Source organism: Collinsella aerofaciens (genome assembly GCF_041537385.1).
In the GTDB taxonomy this organism is placed as follows: Bacteria; Actinomycetota; Coriobacteriia; order Coriobacteriales; family Coriobacteriaceae; genus Collinsella; species Collinsella aerofaciens_BV.
Genome location: NZ_JBGORS010000001.1, coordinates 312,183 through 330,155, shown reverse-complemented (window position 1 = coordinate 330,155; position 17,973 = coordinate 312,183). Strand labels below are relative to the sequence as shown.

Sequence of the window (17,973 nt, the reverse complement as noted above, 5' to 3'; positions counted from 1 at the left end):
TAGAAAATCGTTTTACCACTACCTACAGAGAAGGGGCGCCCGGTTGGAGCGCCCCTTGCTTAGGGTTTGATGAGGTTTTGGATCGTCTGGATTAGCGGCGCTTGCGGGTGGCCGTTGCCTTGCGGACGGAAGTCTTCTTGGTCGGAGCCTTTTCCTCGGTCGCGGCGACGGGGGAGACCGGGGCCTTCTTGGCGGGCTCGACCTTAGGCTCGGCCTTTGCCGTAGCCTTCGGAGCGGTCTTGACCTCAGCGGCCTTCGGTGCCGGCTTGGGCTTTACCTCGGGCTTGGCCTCGATCTTAGCTTCCGCCTTGGGAGTTGTAGCCTTGGTCGTGGACTTCTTGGCCGTCGTCGTTGCGCGCTTGCGCGTGGTGGTCTTGGCGGTCGGCTTGGCCTCGGCAGCTGCCTCCTCGACCTTGACGGCGGGTTTTGCGGCAGCCTTCGGGGCGGTTTTAGCCGCGGTGGCCTTGGTCGTCGTCGATTTCGTTGTTGTGGTCTTCTTGGCAGCCGTTGCCTTCTTGGCGGTCGCGGTGGTCTTCTTGGCAGCGGTCTTTGCCGGAGCCTTGGCGGCCGGTTTGGCCTCAGCGACCTCGGCCTTTACCTCGGGAGTAGCCTCGGCCTCGGTGGCCTTCTTGGCAGCGGCGGTCGTGCGCTTGCGCGTGGTCGTTGTCTTGGCAGCCGTTGTTCTAGTCGCGGCAGCTTTGGTCGTCGTAGCCTTCTTAGCGGTCGTCTTGCGGGTCGTGGTCTTCTTAGCTGCGGGCTTTGCAGCAGGCTTTGCAGCGAGCTTGACCTCGACCTCTGCCTCAAGAGCAACCTCAGCCTTCACCTTAGGCTCGGCCTTTGCGGGCTCAGCCTCAACCGGCTTCTTCTCGGCCTTGGGTTCCTCAGCGGCCACCGGCTCAGCAACAGCCTCAGCCACAGCCACCGGCCTCTCAATCTCCGGATGCATAAAGAAGTACAGGTCCAGATACTTGTCGGCCGAGCGCGTCCAGCTAAAGTCCTGGCTCATGGCCTGCGTGACCAGCTGGTTCCAGGCATCGCGGTTGTCCCAGAACAGGCGTGCCGCACGGAACACGGCGTCGCCCATCTCTTCGCCGTTAAAGTTGCTAAACGAGAATCCCGTCCCCTCGCCGGTAAACTCGTTGTACGGCTGCACGGTGTCCTTCAGGCCACCGGTCTCGCGCACGATGGGCAGGGTGCCGTAGCGCATGGCGATGATCTGCGACAGGCCGCAGGGTTCAAACTTCGAAGGCATTAGGAACATGTCGGCGGCGGCATACATGCGCTGCGACAGCGCGGGATCGAACTCGATGCGCGCGGCCATGGTGCCGGGGTACTTGTCCTGGAAGTAGCGCAGGCCGTCCTCGTAGTCGCGGTCGCCGGTGCCCAGCACCGCCACCTGCACGCCGCCGGCCAAAATGCGGTCGAGCGCGTACATGACCAGATCCATGCCCTTCTGGCGCGTCAGACGCGTGACCATCACCATAAGCGGGCGGTCGTCGCGCACCTCGAGCCCCAGCTCTTCCTGCAGCTTGGCCTTGCACACGGCCTTGCCGGAACGGTCCTCCACGGTGTAGTTGGCGGCAATGCGCTTGTCGGTCGCCGGGTCAAAGCCTGCCACATCAATGCCGTTCAGGATACCCTGCAGCGCGTACGAACGCTCGCGCAGCACGCCGTCCAGGCCCTCGCCAAATTCGGGCGTCTGGATCTCGTTGGCATAGGTGGGGCTCACCGTAGTGATGGCGTCGGCATAGCGCAGGGCGCCCAGCATGTAGTTGATGCTGCAGGCGTCGCAACGCAGCTGCGAGGCGGCCGCCGGAATATGCGCCACACCAAGGATGTCCTCCATCACGGTGTCGCTAAACTGGCCCTGGAACGCCACGTTGTGGATAGAGAACACGGTCTTGACGCGGTCGTACAGCGGCAGGCCCTGGTAGAACTCGCGCAAGAACACGGGCGCCAGTGCCGTCTGCCAGTCGTTGCAGTGCAGGATGTCGCACTCAAAACCGGCCGGCAGGTGCTGCAGACTCTCGGTGATGGCCTTGGAGAAGAACGCAAAGCGCTCGCCGTCATCAAAGAAGCCGTACGGATAGTCGCGCGCAAAGTAGCGCTCGTTGTCGATGAACATATAGGTGACGCCGTCGTGCTCGAGCTTCTCGAGACCGCAGTACTCGTTGCGCCAGCCCAGGCTAACGTAAAAGTCGGAGAAGTGCTCCATCTGCGCCTTGTACTCGTCCTTGATGGTGGCGTACTTGGGCACCATGACGATGACCTCGGCGCCGGCGCGCACAAGCGCCGCGGGCAGCGAGCCCGCCACGTCGCCCAGGCCACCGGTCTTTACAAACGGTGCGCACTCGGCCGAGGCAAACACGATCTGCATCTTTTTGCTGGAATCTGCCATATTGTCTCCCATGTTGCAATTCGAGAATAGCCGCCTGGCGCTAACCGGGCGGCTATTCTACATGTTACGAGCGATGTTGCGGTGCCAACGTTAACGTACGATGGTGGTGTCGGAAGTTAACGGAGCCTTGCCCAGCACCAGGATGTTCTCGGGCGTGCCGCGAAGCTCGGTGTTGGTGGGGACCACGTTGTTCTTGTCCAGAATGGCGTTCTCAACGCGGGCGCCGCTCTTGATGATGCAGCTCTGGTTGATGATCGAGTTGGTCACCGAAGCTCCTTCCTCGACCACGACGCCGCGTGACAGGATCGAATTGCGCACGGTGCCCTTGATGATGCAGCCGGCCGAGATGATCGAGTTGCACGCGTGGCTGCCGGTCGCATAGCGCGAAGGCGGCACGTCGTGAGCCTTGGTCAGGATTGGGCGCTCGGGATCGAAGAGCTGGTCGGCGACGGTCTGGTCGAGCAGGTCCATGCTGCGGCGATACAGCGACTTCTCGCTAAACACGCCCACGACCTCGCCCTTGTACTCGTAGCTGCACACGTCGATGTTGCCAAAGTCGCCCTGGAGTGCCTCGAGCAGGTCCAGATAGTCGGCGGCCTGGTAGTGGTCGATGATCTCGAGCAGCGTCTCGCGGTTGACGATGCAGCAGTCCATGGAGGCGTTGTCGCCGTACACGACGCCGGCGCTCACGCCCGTCAGGCGGCCGTTCTCGTTAATCTCGAGCTTGGTCTCGTCATCGACGTTGCGCGTGGCCTTGCAGTACACCACGGTCATCTGGGCGCCAGAGTTCTCGTGCGCCTCGATGATGGTGTTGAGGTCCATGTTAAAGATGATGTTGGTGCCCATCATCACGACATAGGGCTTCTCCGAGCGCTGGAACAGCGTCTTGTTGGAGATGATGTCGCGCAGCAGGAAGCGCATGCCGCCCTTGGTGGTGCCATACGCGTTGCCGGGCACCATGAACAGGCCGCCCTTCTTGCGGTCCAGGCCCCAGTCCTTGCCCGAGCCCACGTGGTCGATCAGCGAGCGGTAGTTGCCCGGCATGACGACGCCGACGGTCTTAATGCCGGCATTCATCATGTTGGACAGCGGGAAGTCGATCAGGCGGTAGCGGCCCAAAAACGGAACGGACGCGATGGGGCGGTCCTTGAGCAGGACACTGCCGTAGGACGAAGAGTAGTTAGCGGTGATATAACCGATGGCCTTGCGATTGATCATCGGATCATTCCCCCTTCCCGATAACGACGTCATTTCCAACGACGGCCGTATCCTTGGTGGTATCGACAGAGCCGAGCTTCACGCCCTCTTCGACCGTGGAGTTCTCGCCCAAAATAGCGCGGCAGATGTGCGCGCCGCTCTTAACGTGCGCACCCGGCAGCAGCACGGAGTCCTCGACCACGGCGCGCTCCTCGATGATGACATCGGTCGAAAGGATCGAGTGGCGAGCGGTGCCGTAGATCTTGCAGCCATTGGAGACCAGGCAGTCGTCTAGGCGGCCGTCCGGGCCAATGTAGTGCGGCGGACGCGTGGTGATGTTGGACATGATGGGGAAGTTCTTGTCGAACAAATCGAACTCGGGGTTGTTGCCCAGCAGGTCCATCGAGGTCTCATGGAAGCTGGCGATGGTGCCGACGTCCTTCCAGAAGCCGTGGAACTCATAGCTGTACAGGCGTTTGTTCTCACCGAGCAGCTTGGGGATGATGTCCTTGCCAAAGTCGTGGCTCGAGCGCTGGTCCAGAGCGTCCTCCTCGAGCGCCTCGATCAGCACGTCGGCCGAGAAGATGTAGATGCCCATGGACGCGAGGTTCGAATCGGGCTTCTCGGGCTTCTCGGTGAACTTGGTGATGCGGCCGTCTTCGGGGTCGGTGGTCAGGATGCCAAAGCGGCTGGCCTCCTCCCACGGTACGGGCATAACGCTCACCGTGAGGTCGGCGTTGTTCTCAATGTGCGTCTTGAGCATCTTGCGGTAGTCCATGCGATACAGGTGATCGCCCGAAAGAATCAGGACGTACTTGGGGTCGTTGGCCTTGATGTAGTCGAGGTTCTGCGTAATGGCGTCGGCCGTGCCCGCATACCAGGCGCCGCCGGTCTGCGTCTCGTACGGCGGCAGGATCGACACGCCGCCGTCGCGGCTGTCCAGATCCCACGCCTCGCCGGAGCCCACGTAGGCATGCAGCAGGTAGGGACGGTACTGCGTCAGAACGCCCACCGTGTCGATGCCCGAGTTGGAGCAGTTGGACAGCGAAAAGTCGATAATGCGGAACTTGCCACCAAAGCTAACCGCTGGCTTGGCGATCTTTTGGGTGAGTGCCCCCAATCGGCTGCCCTGTCCTCCTGCGAGGAGCATCGCGATGCATTCTTTCTTACTCATCGATTTCTCCTTCTGTCATCGATGTTCCTAACCCATTAGCGACGGGCGCGGCGCACTGTCACGCCCGTCGAGTAATGCCGTGCGGCAAAGGGAGCTCGCGCGCTTTATGCGTGCCAGATCTCGTCGCGATACTCGCGAATGGTGCGGTCGGACGAGAACCAGCCACTCGAGGCGGTGTTGAGCAGGGCCTTGCGGTTCCAGGTCTCCTGGTCGCCGTAGCTGCCCGTGAGGTTCTCCCATGCATCCACGTAGCTACGGAAGTCAGCCATGACTAGGTCGGGGTCGTTGTTGTTCATGAGCTCGTTGTAGATACTCTCGAAATTGCCCGAAAGGCCGGCAAAGGTGTTGTCCTTGAGCTCGTCCATCACGCGGCCTAGACGCTCGCGGTCGCCGTTGAGGGTATCCCACGCAAAGTAGTTGTTGGATGCCCAGAGCTGCTCGACCTCGGGAGCGGTCAGGCCAAAGATGGCCTCGTTCTCACGGCCGGCCAGGTCGGCGATCTCGATGTTGGCGCCGTCGAGGGTGCCCAGCGTAATGGCGCCGTTCATCATGAGCTTCATGTTGGACGTGCCCGAGGCCTCCTTGCCGGCTGTGGAGATCTGCTCCGAGATCTCGGCGGCGGGGTAGATGAGCTGGGCGTTGCTCACGCGGAAGTTGGGGATAAAGCAGACCTTCATGACTTCGTTCACACGGGCGTCGTTGTTGATGACGTCGGCCACGGAGTTAATGAGGCGGATGGTCTCCTTGGCAAAGGTGTAGCTCGAGGCAGCCTTGCCGCTAAAGATGAAGGTCGTCGGCGTCACGTGGAAGTTGGGATCGGCGATGCGACGGTTGTAGATGTCCATCACCTTCATGATATTCATGAGCTGGCGCTTGTAGGCATGGAAGCGCTTAACCTGAACATCGAAGACGGTGTTGGGGTCGATGGCCAGACCGGTTTCGGCCTTAACGTAGGCGGCCAGACGCTCTTTGTTGGCGCGCTTGGAGGCACCAACGGCCTTAAGGAACTCGGTGTCGTTCTGGAAACTTTTAAGCTTCTCCAACTCAAAGGCGTCCTTGAGCCAGCCGTCGCCAATGGCCTCGGTCACAAGTTTGGCGTAGGTGGGGTTGGCCTCGGCAAAGAAGCGACGGTGCGAGATGCCGTTGGTCTTGTTGTTGAACTTCTCGGGCGTCAGGGCATAGAAGTCCTTGAGCACGATGTTCTTGATGATGTCGGAGTGGATCTTTGCCACGCCGTTGACGCTGTGGCTGCAGATCACGGACAGGTTGGCCATGCGAATCTCGCCGTCCCACAGAATGGCGGTCTGGCGCAGACGCTCCTGCCAGCCATCCTGCGTGGTGTCGAACGACTCGTGCCAACGACGGCTGATCTCGTCGATGATCTGGTACACACGGGGGAGGAGCTTGGAGAACGTGCCGATGGGCCACTTCTCCAGAGCCTCGGGCAGGATGGTGTGGTTGGTGTAGCTCACGACCTGCGTCACGATGTTCCAGGCGTCGTCCCACTCGAGCTTCTTCTCGTCGATGAGGATGCGCATGAGCTCGGGGCCGCACATGGCGGGGTGCGTGTCGTTGGTGTGGATGGCCACAAACTGCGGCAGCAGCTCCCAGTTCTCGCCGTGCTCCTTCTCAAAGGTGTCGAGCAGGCTGTAGATGCCGGCCGAGACAAACAGGTACTCCTGCTTCAGGCGCAGCAGACGGCCGTGCTCGCCGGCGTCGTTGGGGTAGAGGATGGCGCTGATGGCCTCGGCCTCGGCGCGCTCGGCATCGGCCAGGGCGTAGTCGCCGCGGTTGAATGCCTCAAGGTCAAAGTGCTCCTCGACCGGCTCTGCGGCCCAGACGCGCAGCTTGTTGACGGTCTCGCCGGCATAGCCCACAACGGGGATGTCATAAGGGACGGCCAGGATATCCTGCGTGTCCACCGTGCGGTAGAACGTGCGGCCGTTCTCCTCAAAGCCCTCAACATGGCCACCAAACTTGATGGTCACGGCCTTGTCCTGACGACGGACCTCCCAGGGATAGCCGTGGGTGAGCCACTCGTCGGTGGCCTCGACCTGGCTGCCGTTGACAATCTCCTGCTTAAACAGGCCGTAGCGGTAGCGCATGCCGTTGCCGTAGCCGGCAATGCCCTCGGCTGCCATGGAATCCAGGAAGCATGCGGCCAGACGGCCCAGGCCACCGTTGCCAAGCGCCGGATCGGGCTCCTGGTTCTCGATGACGGACAGGTCAAAGCCCATGTCGTCGAGCGCCTCGGCGACCATGTCGCGCACGCCAAAGTTGAGCAGGTAGTTGTCGAGCAGGCGGCCGATCAAAAACTCGATCGAGAAGTAGTACACGCGCTTCTTGCCCTCGGCGGTGGCGCGGGCGTCACTCTTGGTGGCAACGGTACGCGCCTTCTCGGCCACGAGCTTGGCCAGGGCGTTAAAGCGGTCGAGGTCGCTGGCGGCCTCGACGCTCTTGCCGCTAATGCTCATGACGGCATCGCGATAGAGCTCGGTAAACTCTTGCTTGTTATCGAAGATCTTATTCATACGTTCCTTTCCCCCGGGGATGTTTCTCCCGGAACGGTTATGACATGTATCCTACGCCCCCGCGGGGCGGGTAATTACAGCTGTAACGGTTTTGTTACGCTTTCTTAGCAGGAGCCTTAACGGCAGCTGCCTTAGCCTTGGGAGCGGCCTTTTTGGTGGCTGCCTTTTTGGCCGTGGCGGACTTGGCCGTGGCCTTGGCGGCGGGCTTGGTTGCCTTCGCCTTAGCCGGAGCCTTCTTAGCAGCCGCAGGCTTGGGCTTCACCGAAGACATACGCTTTTTGGGCGCAGCCTTGGGCTCCTCGACCACTGGCGGTTTATAGCTGCTGGGACCACGGCGCTTAAGCACCACGCCTGCCAGGCCGGGAACCTTAATCTCGATGGAGTCCATCTGCCCGTTCCAGGGATAGGGCTCGCTCGAGCAGGTGTAGGGCTCCTCGCCGGCATAGCCGCTGCCGCCAAACTCGGGACGGTCTGAGTCAAAGATGACCTCCCAGTCGCCCTCGCGCGGCACGCCCACACGGAAGCTCTCGTAGCTCGCCGGGTCAAAGTTGATCAGGATCACCAGATCGTCGTCGACGTCCTCGCCCTGACGCACAAAGCTCACGATGGACTGCTTGGAATTGTCCGCATCGATCCAGGTAAAGCCGTCGTCGGTGTAGCCGCGCTCGTACAGGGCGGGCTCGGCGGTGTACAGGTGGTTGAGCGCCTTGATAAACGCCTGATGATGACGGTGAGTCTCGTACTCCTCGGTCAGGAACCACTGGATGGACTCGTAGTAGCGCCACTCAATAAACTGGCCAATCTCGTTGCCCATAAAGTTGAGCTTGGCGCCGGGGTGCGTCATTTGGTAGAAAGCCAGCGTGCGCAGGCCGGCAAACTGACGCCACCAGTCGCCCGGCATACGGCCGATCAGCGAGCACTTGCCGTGGACGACCTCGTCGTGGCTCAGTGGGCAGATAAAGTTCTCGGTAAAGGCGTACATGATGGAGAACGTGAGCAGCCCGTGGTTGCCGGGGCGCCACGGAAAATCGGTCTGCATGTAGTGAAGGGTGTCGTTCATCCAGCCCATGTCCCACTTGTAGTGGAAGCCCAGGCCGCCGTCCTGCGGCGGGTAGGTCACGAGCGGCCACGCGGTGGACTCCTCAGCCATCATCATCACGTCAGGGAAGTGGGCCTCCACGGCGCAGTTGACCTGGCGGATAAACGCGCTGGCGTCCAGGTCCTCCTCGGTACCGTACTTGTTGAACTTCTTTTGGCCGGGATCGTCAATGCCAAAGTTGAGGTACAGCATGCTGGACACGCCGTCCATGCGAATGCCGTCAACATGGAAGTTCTCGAGCCAGTACAGCACGTTGGAGACCAGGAAGGAGCGGACCTCGCCACGGGCGAAGTCGAACTTGTGCGTGCCCCAGTTAGGGTGAATCTCGTGCTCAAACAGCATGTGGCCGTTAAAGGTGGCAAGGCCGTGGGAGTCGGCGCAAAAACCGCCAGGCACCCAGTCCATGATCACGCCGATGCCTGCCTCGTGGCATGCATCGATAAAGTGCATGAGCTGCTGCGGGTTGCCGTAGCGCGACGTGGCGGCATAGTAGCCGGTCGTCTGGTAGCCCCAAGAGCCATCGAAGGGATGTTCCATAAGTGGCATGACCTCGATATGTGTGTAGCCCATGTCGCGCACGTAGTCCACGAGCTCCACCGACAGGTCGTCGTAAGTGTAGAACTCGCCACGTTGCGCGGGGAAGGGATCCATGGGGCCGGGGTAGTTGCCGTACTCGTCCGGCTCGCCCTGCGGTGCGTCGCCATGGCGCTTCCACGAGCCAATATGCACCTCGTAGATGTTAAGGGGCTGTGACATGTGGTTATGGCCGGCACGATGCTTGAGCCATGCGGCGTCGTTCCACTTGTAGCCATCGAGGGTCCACAGCACGCTCGCCGTTCCCGGAGGGCACTCGGCCTTAAAGGCATACGGATCGGCCTTGTAGAGCTTCTCACCCTCGTTGGTCTCGATAAGGTATTTATAGAGCTGGCCCTGCTCGGCGCCAGGAATAAAGCCTTCCCAAATAGCGCTCGTATGCACGGGCACCAGCGGGTTGGCTTCTTCATCCCAGTCGTTAAATTCGCCAATGACATGCACGCTCTTTACATCGGGCGCCCAAACGCAAAAGCGCCAGCCGCGCGTACGGTTCTGCGTGTCGGGGTGCGCGCCCATCTTTTCCCAGCTGCGCTCCCACGTGCCGATGCCAAATAGATAGACATCGTCCTTGGTGAGCTCCGGTGCGTGCGGGGCGGCTTTACGGGTTGCGGGCTTTTTAGCCGTTGGCTTTAGCTTTGTATCGCTCACGTTTGATCCCATCATGACGCGGCAGCGTGTTGCCTTGGTGACTAGATGCGAAAGGTCCAAGGCTGCACGAATCGAAGGGACGGCGATAGTTCTATGATTCGTTCCACCTCGCGTGCTCGGTGGAACTTTCGGCAGAAACTACGATAACACCTGTACGTTACTTTTATGAAGGAAAGTGGTTTTTGGGCGGCGTTTAATCGGTAAGCGCCATGTTTAGACCACTGGCAGAATTGCGATGGTAAAACTCTTGACAGTTTTACCAATAAGGGTTTTTTGATTGTTGGTTTGACGTTTGGTAAAACGTTTTTAGCAGGTTGTTTACCATTTGACATCGAAAGGTACTTTTATGTCCCAAACCGCCGCTCCCAATGTCGCTTTTATTTTCGATTGCGACGGCACGCTGGTTAATAGCACCCCCGTTTGGGCCTATGCCCAGCCCGAGTTATTGCACCGCCACGGAGTTGACGTGACGGTCGACGATTTTGCCCAGTTTGAGCATTTGTCGCTCGAGGACGAGTGCCAGGCCTACCACGACACCTGGGGCATTGGAGCGAATGGCGAGGAGCTGTATCGCGAGCTGAGCGACATCCTGATCGATGGGTACTCCAAGGTGCCGCCGCGCGAGGGGCTCCTGGCATTTTTGGAGCAGACGAAGGCGGCGGGCATTGCCTTGTGCGTTGCCACGTCCACGCCGGCCGAGCTGGTTAAGTCTGCGCTTGCGGGCGCCGGGCTCGACGCGTACATGGAGTTTGTTACCACGACGGGCGAGGCAGGACGCTCCAAACAGTTCCCCGACGTATACGAGCTGGCGCTGCGCCGCCTAGAAGAGCGCCACGGGCACAAGTTTGAGCGCGCGTGGGTGTTTGAGGACGCCGTCTTTGGCCTAAGGAGTTCTGGGGTCGCCGGCTTTAAGCGTGTAGGTATTTATGACCCGCACGGCCGCATGAAGCGCGACGATGTGCGCGCCAACTGCGATATCTTTATCGACAGCTACGAGGAGCTGGATCTGGCCCGCCTGCTTGCGTTTGAGGGATAGGCGAGAGCTGTGGCTTGTAAGGTATTAGTGGTTTGCGGCTCGCCCTTGGTGGCGAGCGCGGATCTGTTGCGTAGGCTAGTAGGGGAGTGCGACCACGTTGTCGCCGTGGACCGCGGTCTCGACGCGCTGCTGGGCGCTCGCCTGAGCTGCGACGTGTATGTAGGGGACGCCGATACGGTAAGCGAAGCCGGTCGCGCTCTTGTTGATGCCACTGAGGACTTTGAAGTTGAGCGCCACGACCCGTACAAGGACTATACCGATCTGGCGCTGGCGCTCGATTCCGTCCGCCGTCGCTGGCCGGGCACCGAAGTGGTTGCGACCTGCGCCACGGGCGGCCGCCCTGATATGGCGCTATCCGTACTGGGGCTGCTCGCGGGTTACGAGGATGCCCCTGTCTGGATTGCTGAAGACGAGACCACGGCCCGCATCCTTCGCGCCGGCGAATCATGGACCATCGAAGGTGCCGAGGACAAGACGTTCTCCATCATCGCCATAGCCCCTGGGACGGTTGTAAGCGAGCACGGCCTAGAGTGGGAACTAGATCACAGCCCCCTGGGCTTGTTGGCCGACACGGGCATTAGCAACGTCGTAAAAGGAACAGCTAAAATAGACGTTCACCAAGGAACCGCGATAGCGTTTTTGCTGCGTGAGGGTTTTATCGGGACGGTGGGTTAATTGACTAATTTTGCCGAAGTCAAAATTAGTCAATTCAGCCCCGTCCCAGGAAAACCCGTAAGTAAGATAATCAACTCAAAAAAGTCCTTGCACGTCGCGCCAACTTCCCCTATAGTATCTCCTCGTCACGGGGGCGTAGCTCAGCTGGGAGAGCGCTTGACTGGCAGTCAAGAGGTCAGGGGTTCGATCCCCCTCGTCTCCACCATCGTGAATGTAAGGCCTTCGGAATTCCGAAGGCCTTTTTTTCATGCTAAAATTCCTCGCGCTATTACCTCACATCCACACCAACAAAAAGTTGCACAATTTATTTCACATGTCTGTACATAGTTTGTTAGACAAGCGCAATTTCCAGTGCAGCTCGCAATTTCATTTGGGCTTCAGGAACGCTCCCAATTATTGCCAGCACCCCAATAACCTGCGCCAACTTGAACAACATTCCAAAACAACCCCCTTTAGCACGTTAAATGAACGATATGTGGTCCAACGCAGCCCAAATCAGTTTCGCTAACAGCTTGTGCTAGGATACCTAACGTTACATGAGTTCAACTGTGCTCACGACTCCAATAGGCCACGTAGCGCAGGGTCGATCAGCATCCGGCCGTAACGGCGGTGCCAGAAACACCACGAGCTCCAATATCAATTGCCATGCGTGATTTTGCACTTGGTTTTGCGGTCATTTAAAAGTTCGCATCGTGTAGTGTATCAAGTTGCCACGGCAATCCTCAGCAGTCTTTAGCTGGCTGCGTGCGGTCCAGTTTTGTTCCCGCTTGACTGGCTCGCACGCAGCCAGCTGGGGTCGCGGTCATTTTTGTTATACACGTCCGCGTCTCTAGCAACTGCATTTGTACATACCGTTCACGGTGGGGCAGAGCCACGTGCTTGTCTAACTGGGCTCAGGGTTTGAATATGGAGCGCCTTCGCGCACAAGCGCCCTGGCGAAGCCATACCCAAACCCCGTGAGCCACACGTAAGACAGCAAGGGGGTGGTGCTCGTGTGGTATGTGATCCAGGTCATCAACGGTCGCGAAGACATAATGCGCGAGCGCATCGAGCGTATGGTGCCAGCGGGCGCCATGCAGGAGCTCTTTTATCCCCAATATCAAACCGAGATCAAGGTACACGGCGAATGGGTCAATACGATCATGCCACTGTTCCCCGGTTATCTTATCTGCGATACGGCAGATCCTCGAACCGTTCAACAGTATTTGCTGCGAATGGACGATTTTGCCCGGGTGCTTGCGCAGGACGGTCAGTTTGTGCCGCTGGCAAAAGAAGAGGTCCAGCTTATTGGCAGCTTTACGCATAGGGAAGACCGCGTAGTGCCCATGAGTGAGGCCCTAAAAGACGGCGACCAGGTCGTAGTAACGGCTGGTCCACTGCTGGGCCACGAAGGCCTCATCAAAACCATTAATAGACGCAAGTGCACTGCTTATTTGGAGCTCGACCTGTGCGGCCGGCGCGTAACCACCCGCGTTGGCCTTGCCGTTCTTTCAAACGAGCAGCGCGTCATGCGCAACCTTAAAAAGGCGATCGCCTAGCTGCAGACGGTCGGTACACAGAACAGGGAGGATCCCCGACCCGGGGACGAAGTGTTGGAAGAGAACGTGTCGGATAAAACTAAATATATAACTGATGTTCCTTGTGGTACGTCAATGATCGCTCAAGTCATTGATCGGCAGAATGGCTCTCATGCTCCTGTGGCGACGGAATTTCCGCCTCCCGTCGAGAACCCTGCTCCGGCGCAAGGTTTCGTAGCGACAGGAAGCTATAAGGCACCCGCTGCCGATCCCAATGCTGCTGCTCCCAAGAAAGGTGGGCCAGGCTACTTTGCCTTCAAGCGAGCCTTTGACATCGTGTTCTCTGCTGGCGTCTGCGTGGTATTGGCTATCCCCGTCGTAGCCGCATGCATCGCCATAGAGATTGACTCTCCCGGCAAGCCGTTTTTTCGCCAAAAGCGAGTCGGTAAGGGCGGCAAGCCTATCTATATCTTCAAACTCCGAACCATGGTCTCTGATGCTCACGAGCATCCTGAGAAGTACATGACTCCCGAGCAGTTGGCGCAATGGCAGCGCGAACAAAAGGTTGACGATGACCCTCGCATTACGCGCGTTGGTCGTTTTCTACGTCACACTTCGCTCGACGAATTGCCGCAGTTCATCAACGTTCTTATAGGGGATTTATCCGTTATTGGACCAAGGCCTGTGACGCTCGAAGAAACCTACGAGTACGGTGACGCTCGCGACGAAGTTCTTGCTTGTAAGCCGGGCATTACTGGCTGGTGGGCCGCAACGGATCGTAATGACTCGACTTGGGGGAGTGGTCAGCGACAGGCCCGTGAACTCTTCTACGTTCGTCATCAGTCGCTTGGACTTGACGCCCGCGTGTTCGTCAAAACGTTCAAGGCGATGAGGAGGGGAAAATAATAATGCAATACCCTGCCTATACCGTACTTATGAGCCTGTATGCTAAGGAGCGCCCAGAGTACCTTAAAGAGTCGATTGACAGCATGCTTGCTCAGACCGTGCCGCCGACTGAAATTGTCATGGTCAAAGATGGTCCATTGACGGACGAACTGGAAGCCGTGCTTCTGGATTATGACTCCGCACACCCCAAATTGTTCAACTTCGTTTCGTACGCTAAGAACCGCGGTCTCGGATATGCCCTGCAGCAGGGCATGCTCGCCTGCTCCAACGAGATTGTCGCTCGCATGGACACCGATGACGTTGCCCGACCCGACCGCATGGAGAAGCAGCTCGCCGCCCTAGATGGCGGTCTCGACATGGTCGGCAGCGATGTTTCCGAGTTCATTGATTCGCCCGACAAGCCCGTAGCCACAACCGAACTACCTAAAGGCTTAGATGCAATCCTTGCCTACTCCAAGAGACGCAATCCCTTTCGTCACCCTCCCATGACGTTTAGAAAGTCAAAGGTGATGGAAGCGGGCAACTACAGTTCAGACTTCCTCTATTTTGAGGACTGGGACCTCTTCAACAGAATGCTCGCGTGCGGCTGCTGTGCGGACAATTTGGGTGAGCCCTTAGTTGCCATGCGCGTAAGCGAGGACTTCTACGCCCGCAGGGGCGGAGTTCAGTACCTCAAGTACGCCAAGGCCTTCAAGAGAGCGCAGGTAAAGCGGGGCTATTTCACTGAACGCGACTATGTCTGCTCATATGTGCCGCACGCGCTGGTCTGCCTTATGCCCAATTCGCTGAGGTCGCTGATCTATCGAATTCTTCTACGGAGGGCGTAGCAAAATGGCTTCCGAAGTCGATTACCCTCTGGTAAGCATTATCGTCCCCATGTACAACGTGGGGAAGTTCGCACTTCCTTGTGTGAGGTCGCTGCTCAGTCAGACGTATCCGAACATCGAGATTCTTATCGTGGACGATGGCTGCACAGATAATACTATAGATTTGATTGAAGACACCGTCGGAGACGACCCACGCGTTGTGATTCACCATAAGGAGAACGGGGGTCTCTCTTCCGCTCGCAATTATGGCACGCAACGATGCCGCGGCAACTATCTCATGTATGTTGACGGAGACGACCTCATCGACCCGCGAACCATTGAGCTTATGGTTGAAGCCGCCCTGAAATACCAGGTGACTCTTGTTGCAGGGTCTTTCGCCAAGACGCCCCTTCTCGAGAACTACGAGATTGAGCAGGCTGCTGAGTTCAAGGTGGAGTCCGGTGCTGAGCGTTTTAGGAAGCTGCTTTTATTCAACGGGGAGAGTGGCTCAGCGTGCGGCAAGCTCTTCGCCCGGTCCCTGATCCCTTACCTTGCCTTTCCCGAGGGGCAGCTTTTCGAAGACATGGGCGTGATCGCCTCTATCTGTTCGCGTGTTGGGGAGATTGCCTTTTCTGATGCTCCTTTCTACGCGTATGTAACGAGACCCGGCTCCATCACCACGTTTAAGAAGCAGGGCCCCAAGCACGCGCAAGACATGGATGAGACTATCGAGACCGTGCGACTAATTGCCGGGGGCGGCTTTAAAGACGAGTTTGAGTGCTTTCGAGCTTACTGTACGCTGCGCGTCGACCTTGATGCCTTTGGCGACAGGGCTGAAGGGCGGTCGTATCTGAAGCGTGCTCGCGAGCTTGTGGGGCGAGCTTCACGGAGCCCTTTGGCGTCCCGTACCTGGAGGCTGCGGTGCATGCTCTTCGCGATCTCCCCAAAGGCGCACAACGCCTTCTACGCCTTCTACGCCGCAGTCTCGGGCAAAGCAATTGGATAAACCCCAAGAAATTAAGGGTTGATAAGGTGAGATTTTGTGCAATCGTTCCCGAATGCAACGTCGAGAACTTTTTTGGCGAGTGCTTGGCTAGCATCGCACGTCAGGACCACTTTGAGTACGAGGTCGTCATTGTCGACGACGGATCGACTAACGGCATCTCTGAGGGCTATGTACAACTTGCTGAGCAGGTGCAGTGATGCAGATCTATCTAGTTGCGTTTGCATTCCATATTGCTTTGCTTTATCTCTCAGCGCGCATCGGCGATAAGCGAGTTGGGCTTGTCCTCGCGATAATATCGGTTCTGCCCCTTTGTGTAGTGGCGGGTGCTAGAGATATAACCGTTGGAACAGATACTTCGGCATATCCTCTAAGCTGTTTTAATGCGTCTCAAGTTTATTCGCCTATAGGAGCCCTCAGCGCTTGCTCGGATCAAGAGCCGATTTTTGTGCTTTTATTCTGGTTTCTAGGGAGATTGACTGGCGATTTCAACGCAGTGCTTTTCTTCTGTGAGTTAATATTTTTTCTTCCTTATGTTCTGGTTGCAAAAAAACAATTTCCTCAAGGGTATCCTGTCATCGGATTCTTTCTTTGTTTCATTGTCTTTGGATACACGCTAAACATACTCAGGCAGTGCCTAGCAACAAGCATGCTCGTCTTGATGGTTTATGAGCTGATTCACGGGAAAAATCTACCTGCTTTTGTTTTTTTGGCGATTGCCGTTGGTTTTCATAGGATGTCAATTGTGGGCATTTTTGTTTGGGTTATCTACATTGCTTGTTGCGAGAGCAGGGGTGTTCGCTCATCCAAAACTCTTGCTATGTTGTTTTGCTTCGGCATTGCCGTCTGTGCTGTCAGTGCAGTTTTGATTGGGCCAGATTTAATGGATCTGGTCTCGTCCTTTACGTCGTCATATTCGTTTCAAGTGAAACATGCTGGAATGGGTTCACTGAACAACACGATGTTAATTTACCTGCTTTTTTGTATGATTATGTTGTTTTTGGGCCATAAAAGTTCAATGGGACCTGCTAATCGGGAGATGCTTAATTTTTACATCTGCTGCGGCGTATCCTCGGCTGTGTTCGCTCAGTTTGCAAGCATAAGTCCCGAGTTGATTAGACTCAGTTTCCCATTTCTTTTTATCTCGGGATTCCTCTATCCATTTTTATCGGAGAACCTTGGTAACGAGCGTTTGCTATCCGGGGTACTTGCAATTACTTTTTGCGTGCTCTATTTCGCTATCACATTCGTATTTGGCGGCAGCTGCAATCTTTTCCCGTATTCCTCAGCGCTTTTAGGAGTCTTTTATGCTTGATGTGAAGCCCGATATTTCCATTATCGTGCCTGTCTACAATACCGAAAGCTTCCTACCAGCCTGCTTGGAGTCTATTGATGCCCAAGGGCGAGGAGCGTATGAGGTTATCCTTGTTGACGATGGCTCAACTGATGGGTCACCTAAGATATGTGACGAATATTGCAAAGGGAACAAAAAGGCCTTCGCAATCCACAAGGATAACGAAGGCTTATTAGCCGCGCGGCGGGACGGCCTTCGTAGGGCGAAGGGGCGCTATGTCCTCGCTCTTGATTCTGACGATTGTCTTCTGGCGGGATGTCTCAAGAAAGTCTGCTCTGCCATCACATCGTCAAATGCGGATATCATTTCTTTCGATTTCACCATGAAACTAGATCCTGTTCGGCCATCGTTGAAGGCCTGCATTTCTCCTGGGATACATGTTGGCGGAGATTTTGATGCCATTAGAAGTATGTTATGCGGCTGCGATTTCAACAGCGTTTGGAATAAGGTTATTCGCACCGATTTGTTCCCTGGATATGATTGGTATACAAACCGGACTGGCCTTATGCACGGAGAGGACCTTTGTCAGTTGCTTCCCGTCTTCGATAAGGCGCGTAGCCTCTTTCATATTGATGAGCCCCTCTATTATTACCGACAGCATGACTCTAACAGTACGAAAGTATTCCAAGAAAAGCAGGTGGCCGATTGGGGCCGAGTGTGCGATGAAATGCTTCAGTACGCGGCAAGATGGTCGAAAAGCGCGCATCTAAATGCAAGGCGCGGCATTTGTCAGCATTATTGCGATCTCGATGAGATCCTGTGGCGTTGTGATCTGGATGATGAGGCAAAAAATACATTCGATAAAATGATCAAACTTGAGTATCGTAAGCGCGTTAGCGGCTTCCCTGATTTAGTTCATAGCATGGTTTTGTCGAATAACGTCATTGTTTCTTCAACTTCCCGCAAGGCGCTTGGCGTTTTCAAGGCTATTCGGCGGAGTTCTATATAGTGCGCCTTGCATCTTTATTGCCTTCTTTCTGCGGGGCAATTGCATTTAGGTATTTCATCCCCCCCCCCTTCAAGTCCATTGGAGTT

The 17,973-nt window shown here is 57.0% G+C and carries 14 protein-coding genes and 1 tRNA gene; 10 read left to right on the top strand and 5 right to left on the bottom strand.

The genetic code is table 11. The annotated features are described in order from the left end of the window. Positions 1–91: 91 nt before the first annotated feature. The 5 genes from glgA to glgB form a co-directional block, all read right to left on the bottom strand. Positions 92–2,398, bottom strand: a complete 2,307-nt coding sequence (gene glgA, locus ACEG18_RS01535) for a glycogen synthase GlgA (protein WP_372540983.1) — start codon at positions 2,396–2,398, stop codon at positions 92–94. A gap of 90 nt (positions 2,399–2,488) precedes the next feature. Further along, positions 2,489–3,616 (bottom strand): glucose-1-phosphate adenylyltransferase subunit GlgD, encoded by a 1,128-nt coding sequence (glgD, locus tag ACEG18_RS01530; RefSeq protein WP_117564079.1) that lies wholly within the window; start codon positions 3,614–3,616, stop codon positions 2,489–2,491. Between the two features lie 4 nt (positions 3,617–3,620). Beyond that, positions 3,621–4,769 (bottom strand): glucose-1-phosphate adenylyltransferase, encoded by a 1,149-nt coding sequence (locus ACEG18_RS01525; RefSeq protein WP_035138263.1) that lies wholly within the window; start codon positions 4,767–4,769, stop codon positions 3,621–3,623. A gap of 104 nt (positions 4,770–4,873) precedes the next feature. After that, positions 4,874–7,300: a glycogen/starch/alpha-glucan phosphorylase gene (locus tag ACEG18_RS01520; protein WP_372540982.1), complete on the bottom strand. Its 2,427-nt coding sequence runs from the start codon at positions 7,298–7,300 to the stop codon at positions 4,874–4,876. Positions 7,301–7,394: 94 nt separating this feature from the next. Beyond that, positions 7,395–9,656 (bottom strand): 1,4-alpha-glucan branching protein GlgB, encoded by a 2,262-nt coding sequence (gene glgB, locus ACEG18_RS01515; protein ID WP_372541244.1) that lies wholly within the window; start codon positions 9,654–9,656, stop codon positions 7,395–7,397. 331 nt (positions 9,657–9,987) lie between these two features. Here glgB and ACEG18_RS01510 point away from each other — a divergent pair, with 331 nt between their 5' ends. From ACEG18_RS01510 to ACEG18_RS01465, 10 genes are all read left to right on the top strand, one after another. Beyond that, complete coding sequence (locus ACEG18_RS01510; RefSeq protein ID WP_372540981.1) at positions 9,988–10,677, top strand: HAD family hydrolase; 690 nt, start codon at positions 9,988–9,990, stop codon at positions 10,675–10,677. Between the two features lie 9 nt (positions 10,678–10,686). Beyond that, positions 10,687–11,352, top strand: a complete 666-nt coding sequence (locus ACEG18_RS01505; RefSeq protein ID WP_372540980.1) for a thiamine diphosphokinase — start codon at positions 10,687–10,689, stop codon at positions 11,350–11,352. Between the two features lie 129 nt (positions 11,353–11,481). Next, positions 11,482–11,557, top strand: a tRNA-Ala gene (locus ACEG18_RS01500). Positions 11,558–12,338: 781 nt separating this feature from the next. After that, positions 12,339–12,890: an antiterminator LoaP gene (loaP, locus tag ACEG18_RS01495; RefSeq protein ID WP_372540979.1), complete on the top strand. Its 552-nt coding sequence runs from the start codon at positions 12,339–12,341 to the stop codon at positions 12,888–12,890. Positions 12,891–12,944: 54 nt separating this feature from the next. Continuing rightward, positions 12,945–13,775, top strand: a complete 831-nt coding sequence (locus ACEG18_RS01490; RefSeq protein ID WP_372540978.1) for a sugar transferase — start codon at positions 12,945–12,947, stop codon at positions 13,773–13,775. Positions 13,776–13,777: 2 nt separating this feature from the next. Next, positions 13,778–14,602 (top strand): glycosyltransferase, encoded by an 825-nt coding sequence (locus tag ACEG18_RS01485; RefSeq protein WP_372540977.1) that lies wholly within the window; start codon positions 13,778–13,780, stop codon positions 14,600–14,602. A 4-nt stretch (positions 14,603–14,606) separates the two neighbouring features. Beyond that, positions 14,607–15,587, top strand: a complete 981-nt coding sequence (locus ACEG18_RS01480; protein WP_372540976.1) for a glycosyltransferase family 2 protein — start codon at positions 14,607–14,609, stop codon at positions 15,585–15,587. Between the two features lie 26 nt (positions 15,588–15,613). Next, positions 15,614–15,784, top strand: a complete 171-nt coding sequence (locus ACEG18_RS01475; RefSeq protein WP_161145327.1) for a glycosyltransferase — start codon at positions 15,614–15,616, stop codon at positions 15,782–15,784. After that, on the top strand, positions 15,784–16,899 hold the full coding sequence (locus tag ACEG18_RS01470) for an EpsG family protein (RefSeq protein ID WP_372540975.1): 1,116 nt from the start codon (positions 15,784–15,786) through the stop codon (positions 16,897–16,899). The genes ACEG18_RS01475 and ACEG18_RS01470 overlap by 1 nt, the downstream gene beginning before the upstream one ends. Next, a complete protein-coding gene (locus tag ACEG18_RS01465) occupies positions 16,892–17,887 on the top strand; it encodes a glycosyltransferase family 2 protein (RefSeq protein ID WP_372540974.1) in 996 nt (331 codons plus the stop codon). Before ACEG18_RS01470 ends, ACEG18_RS01465 begins: the two co-directional genes overlap by 8 nt. Positions 17,888–17,973: the final 86 nt, after the last annotated feature.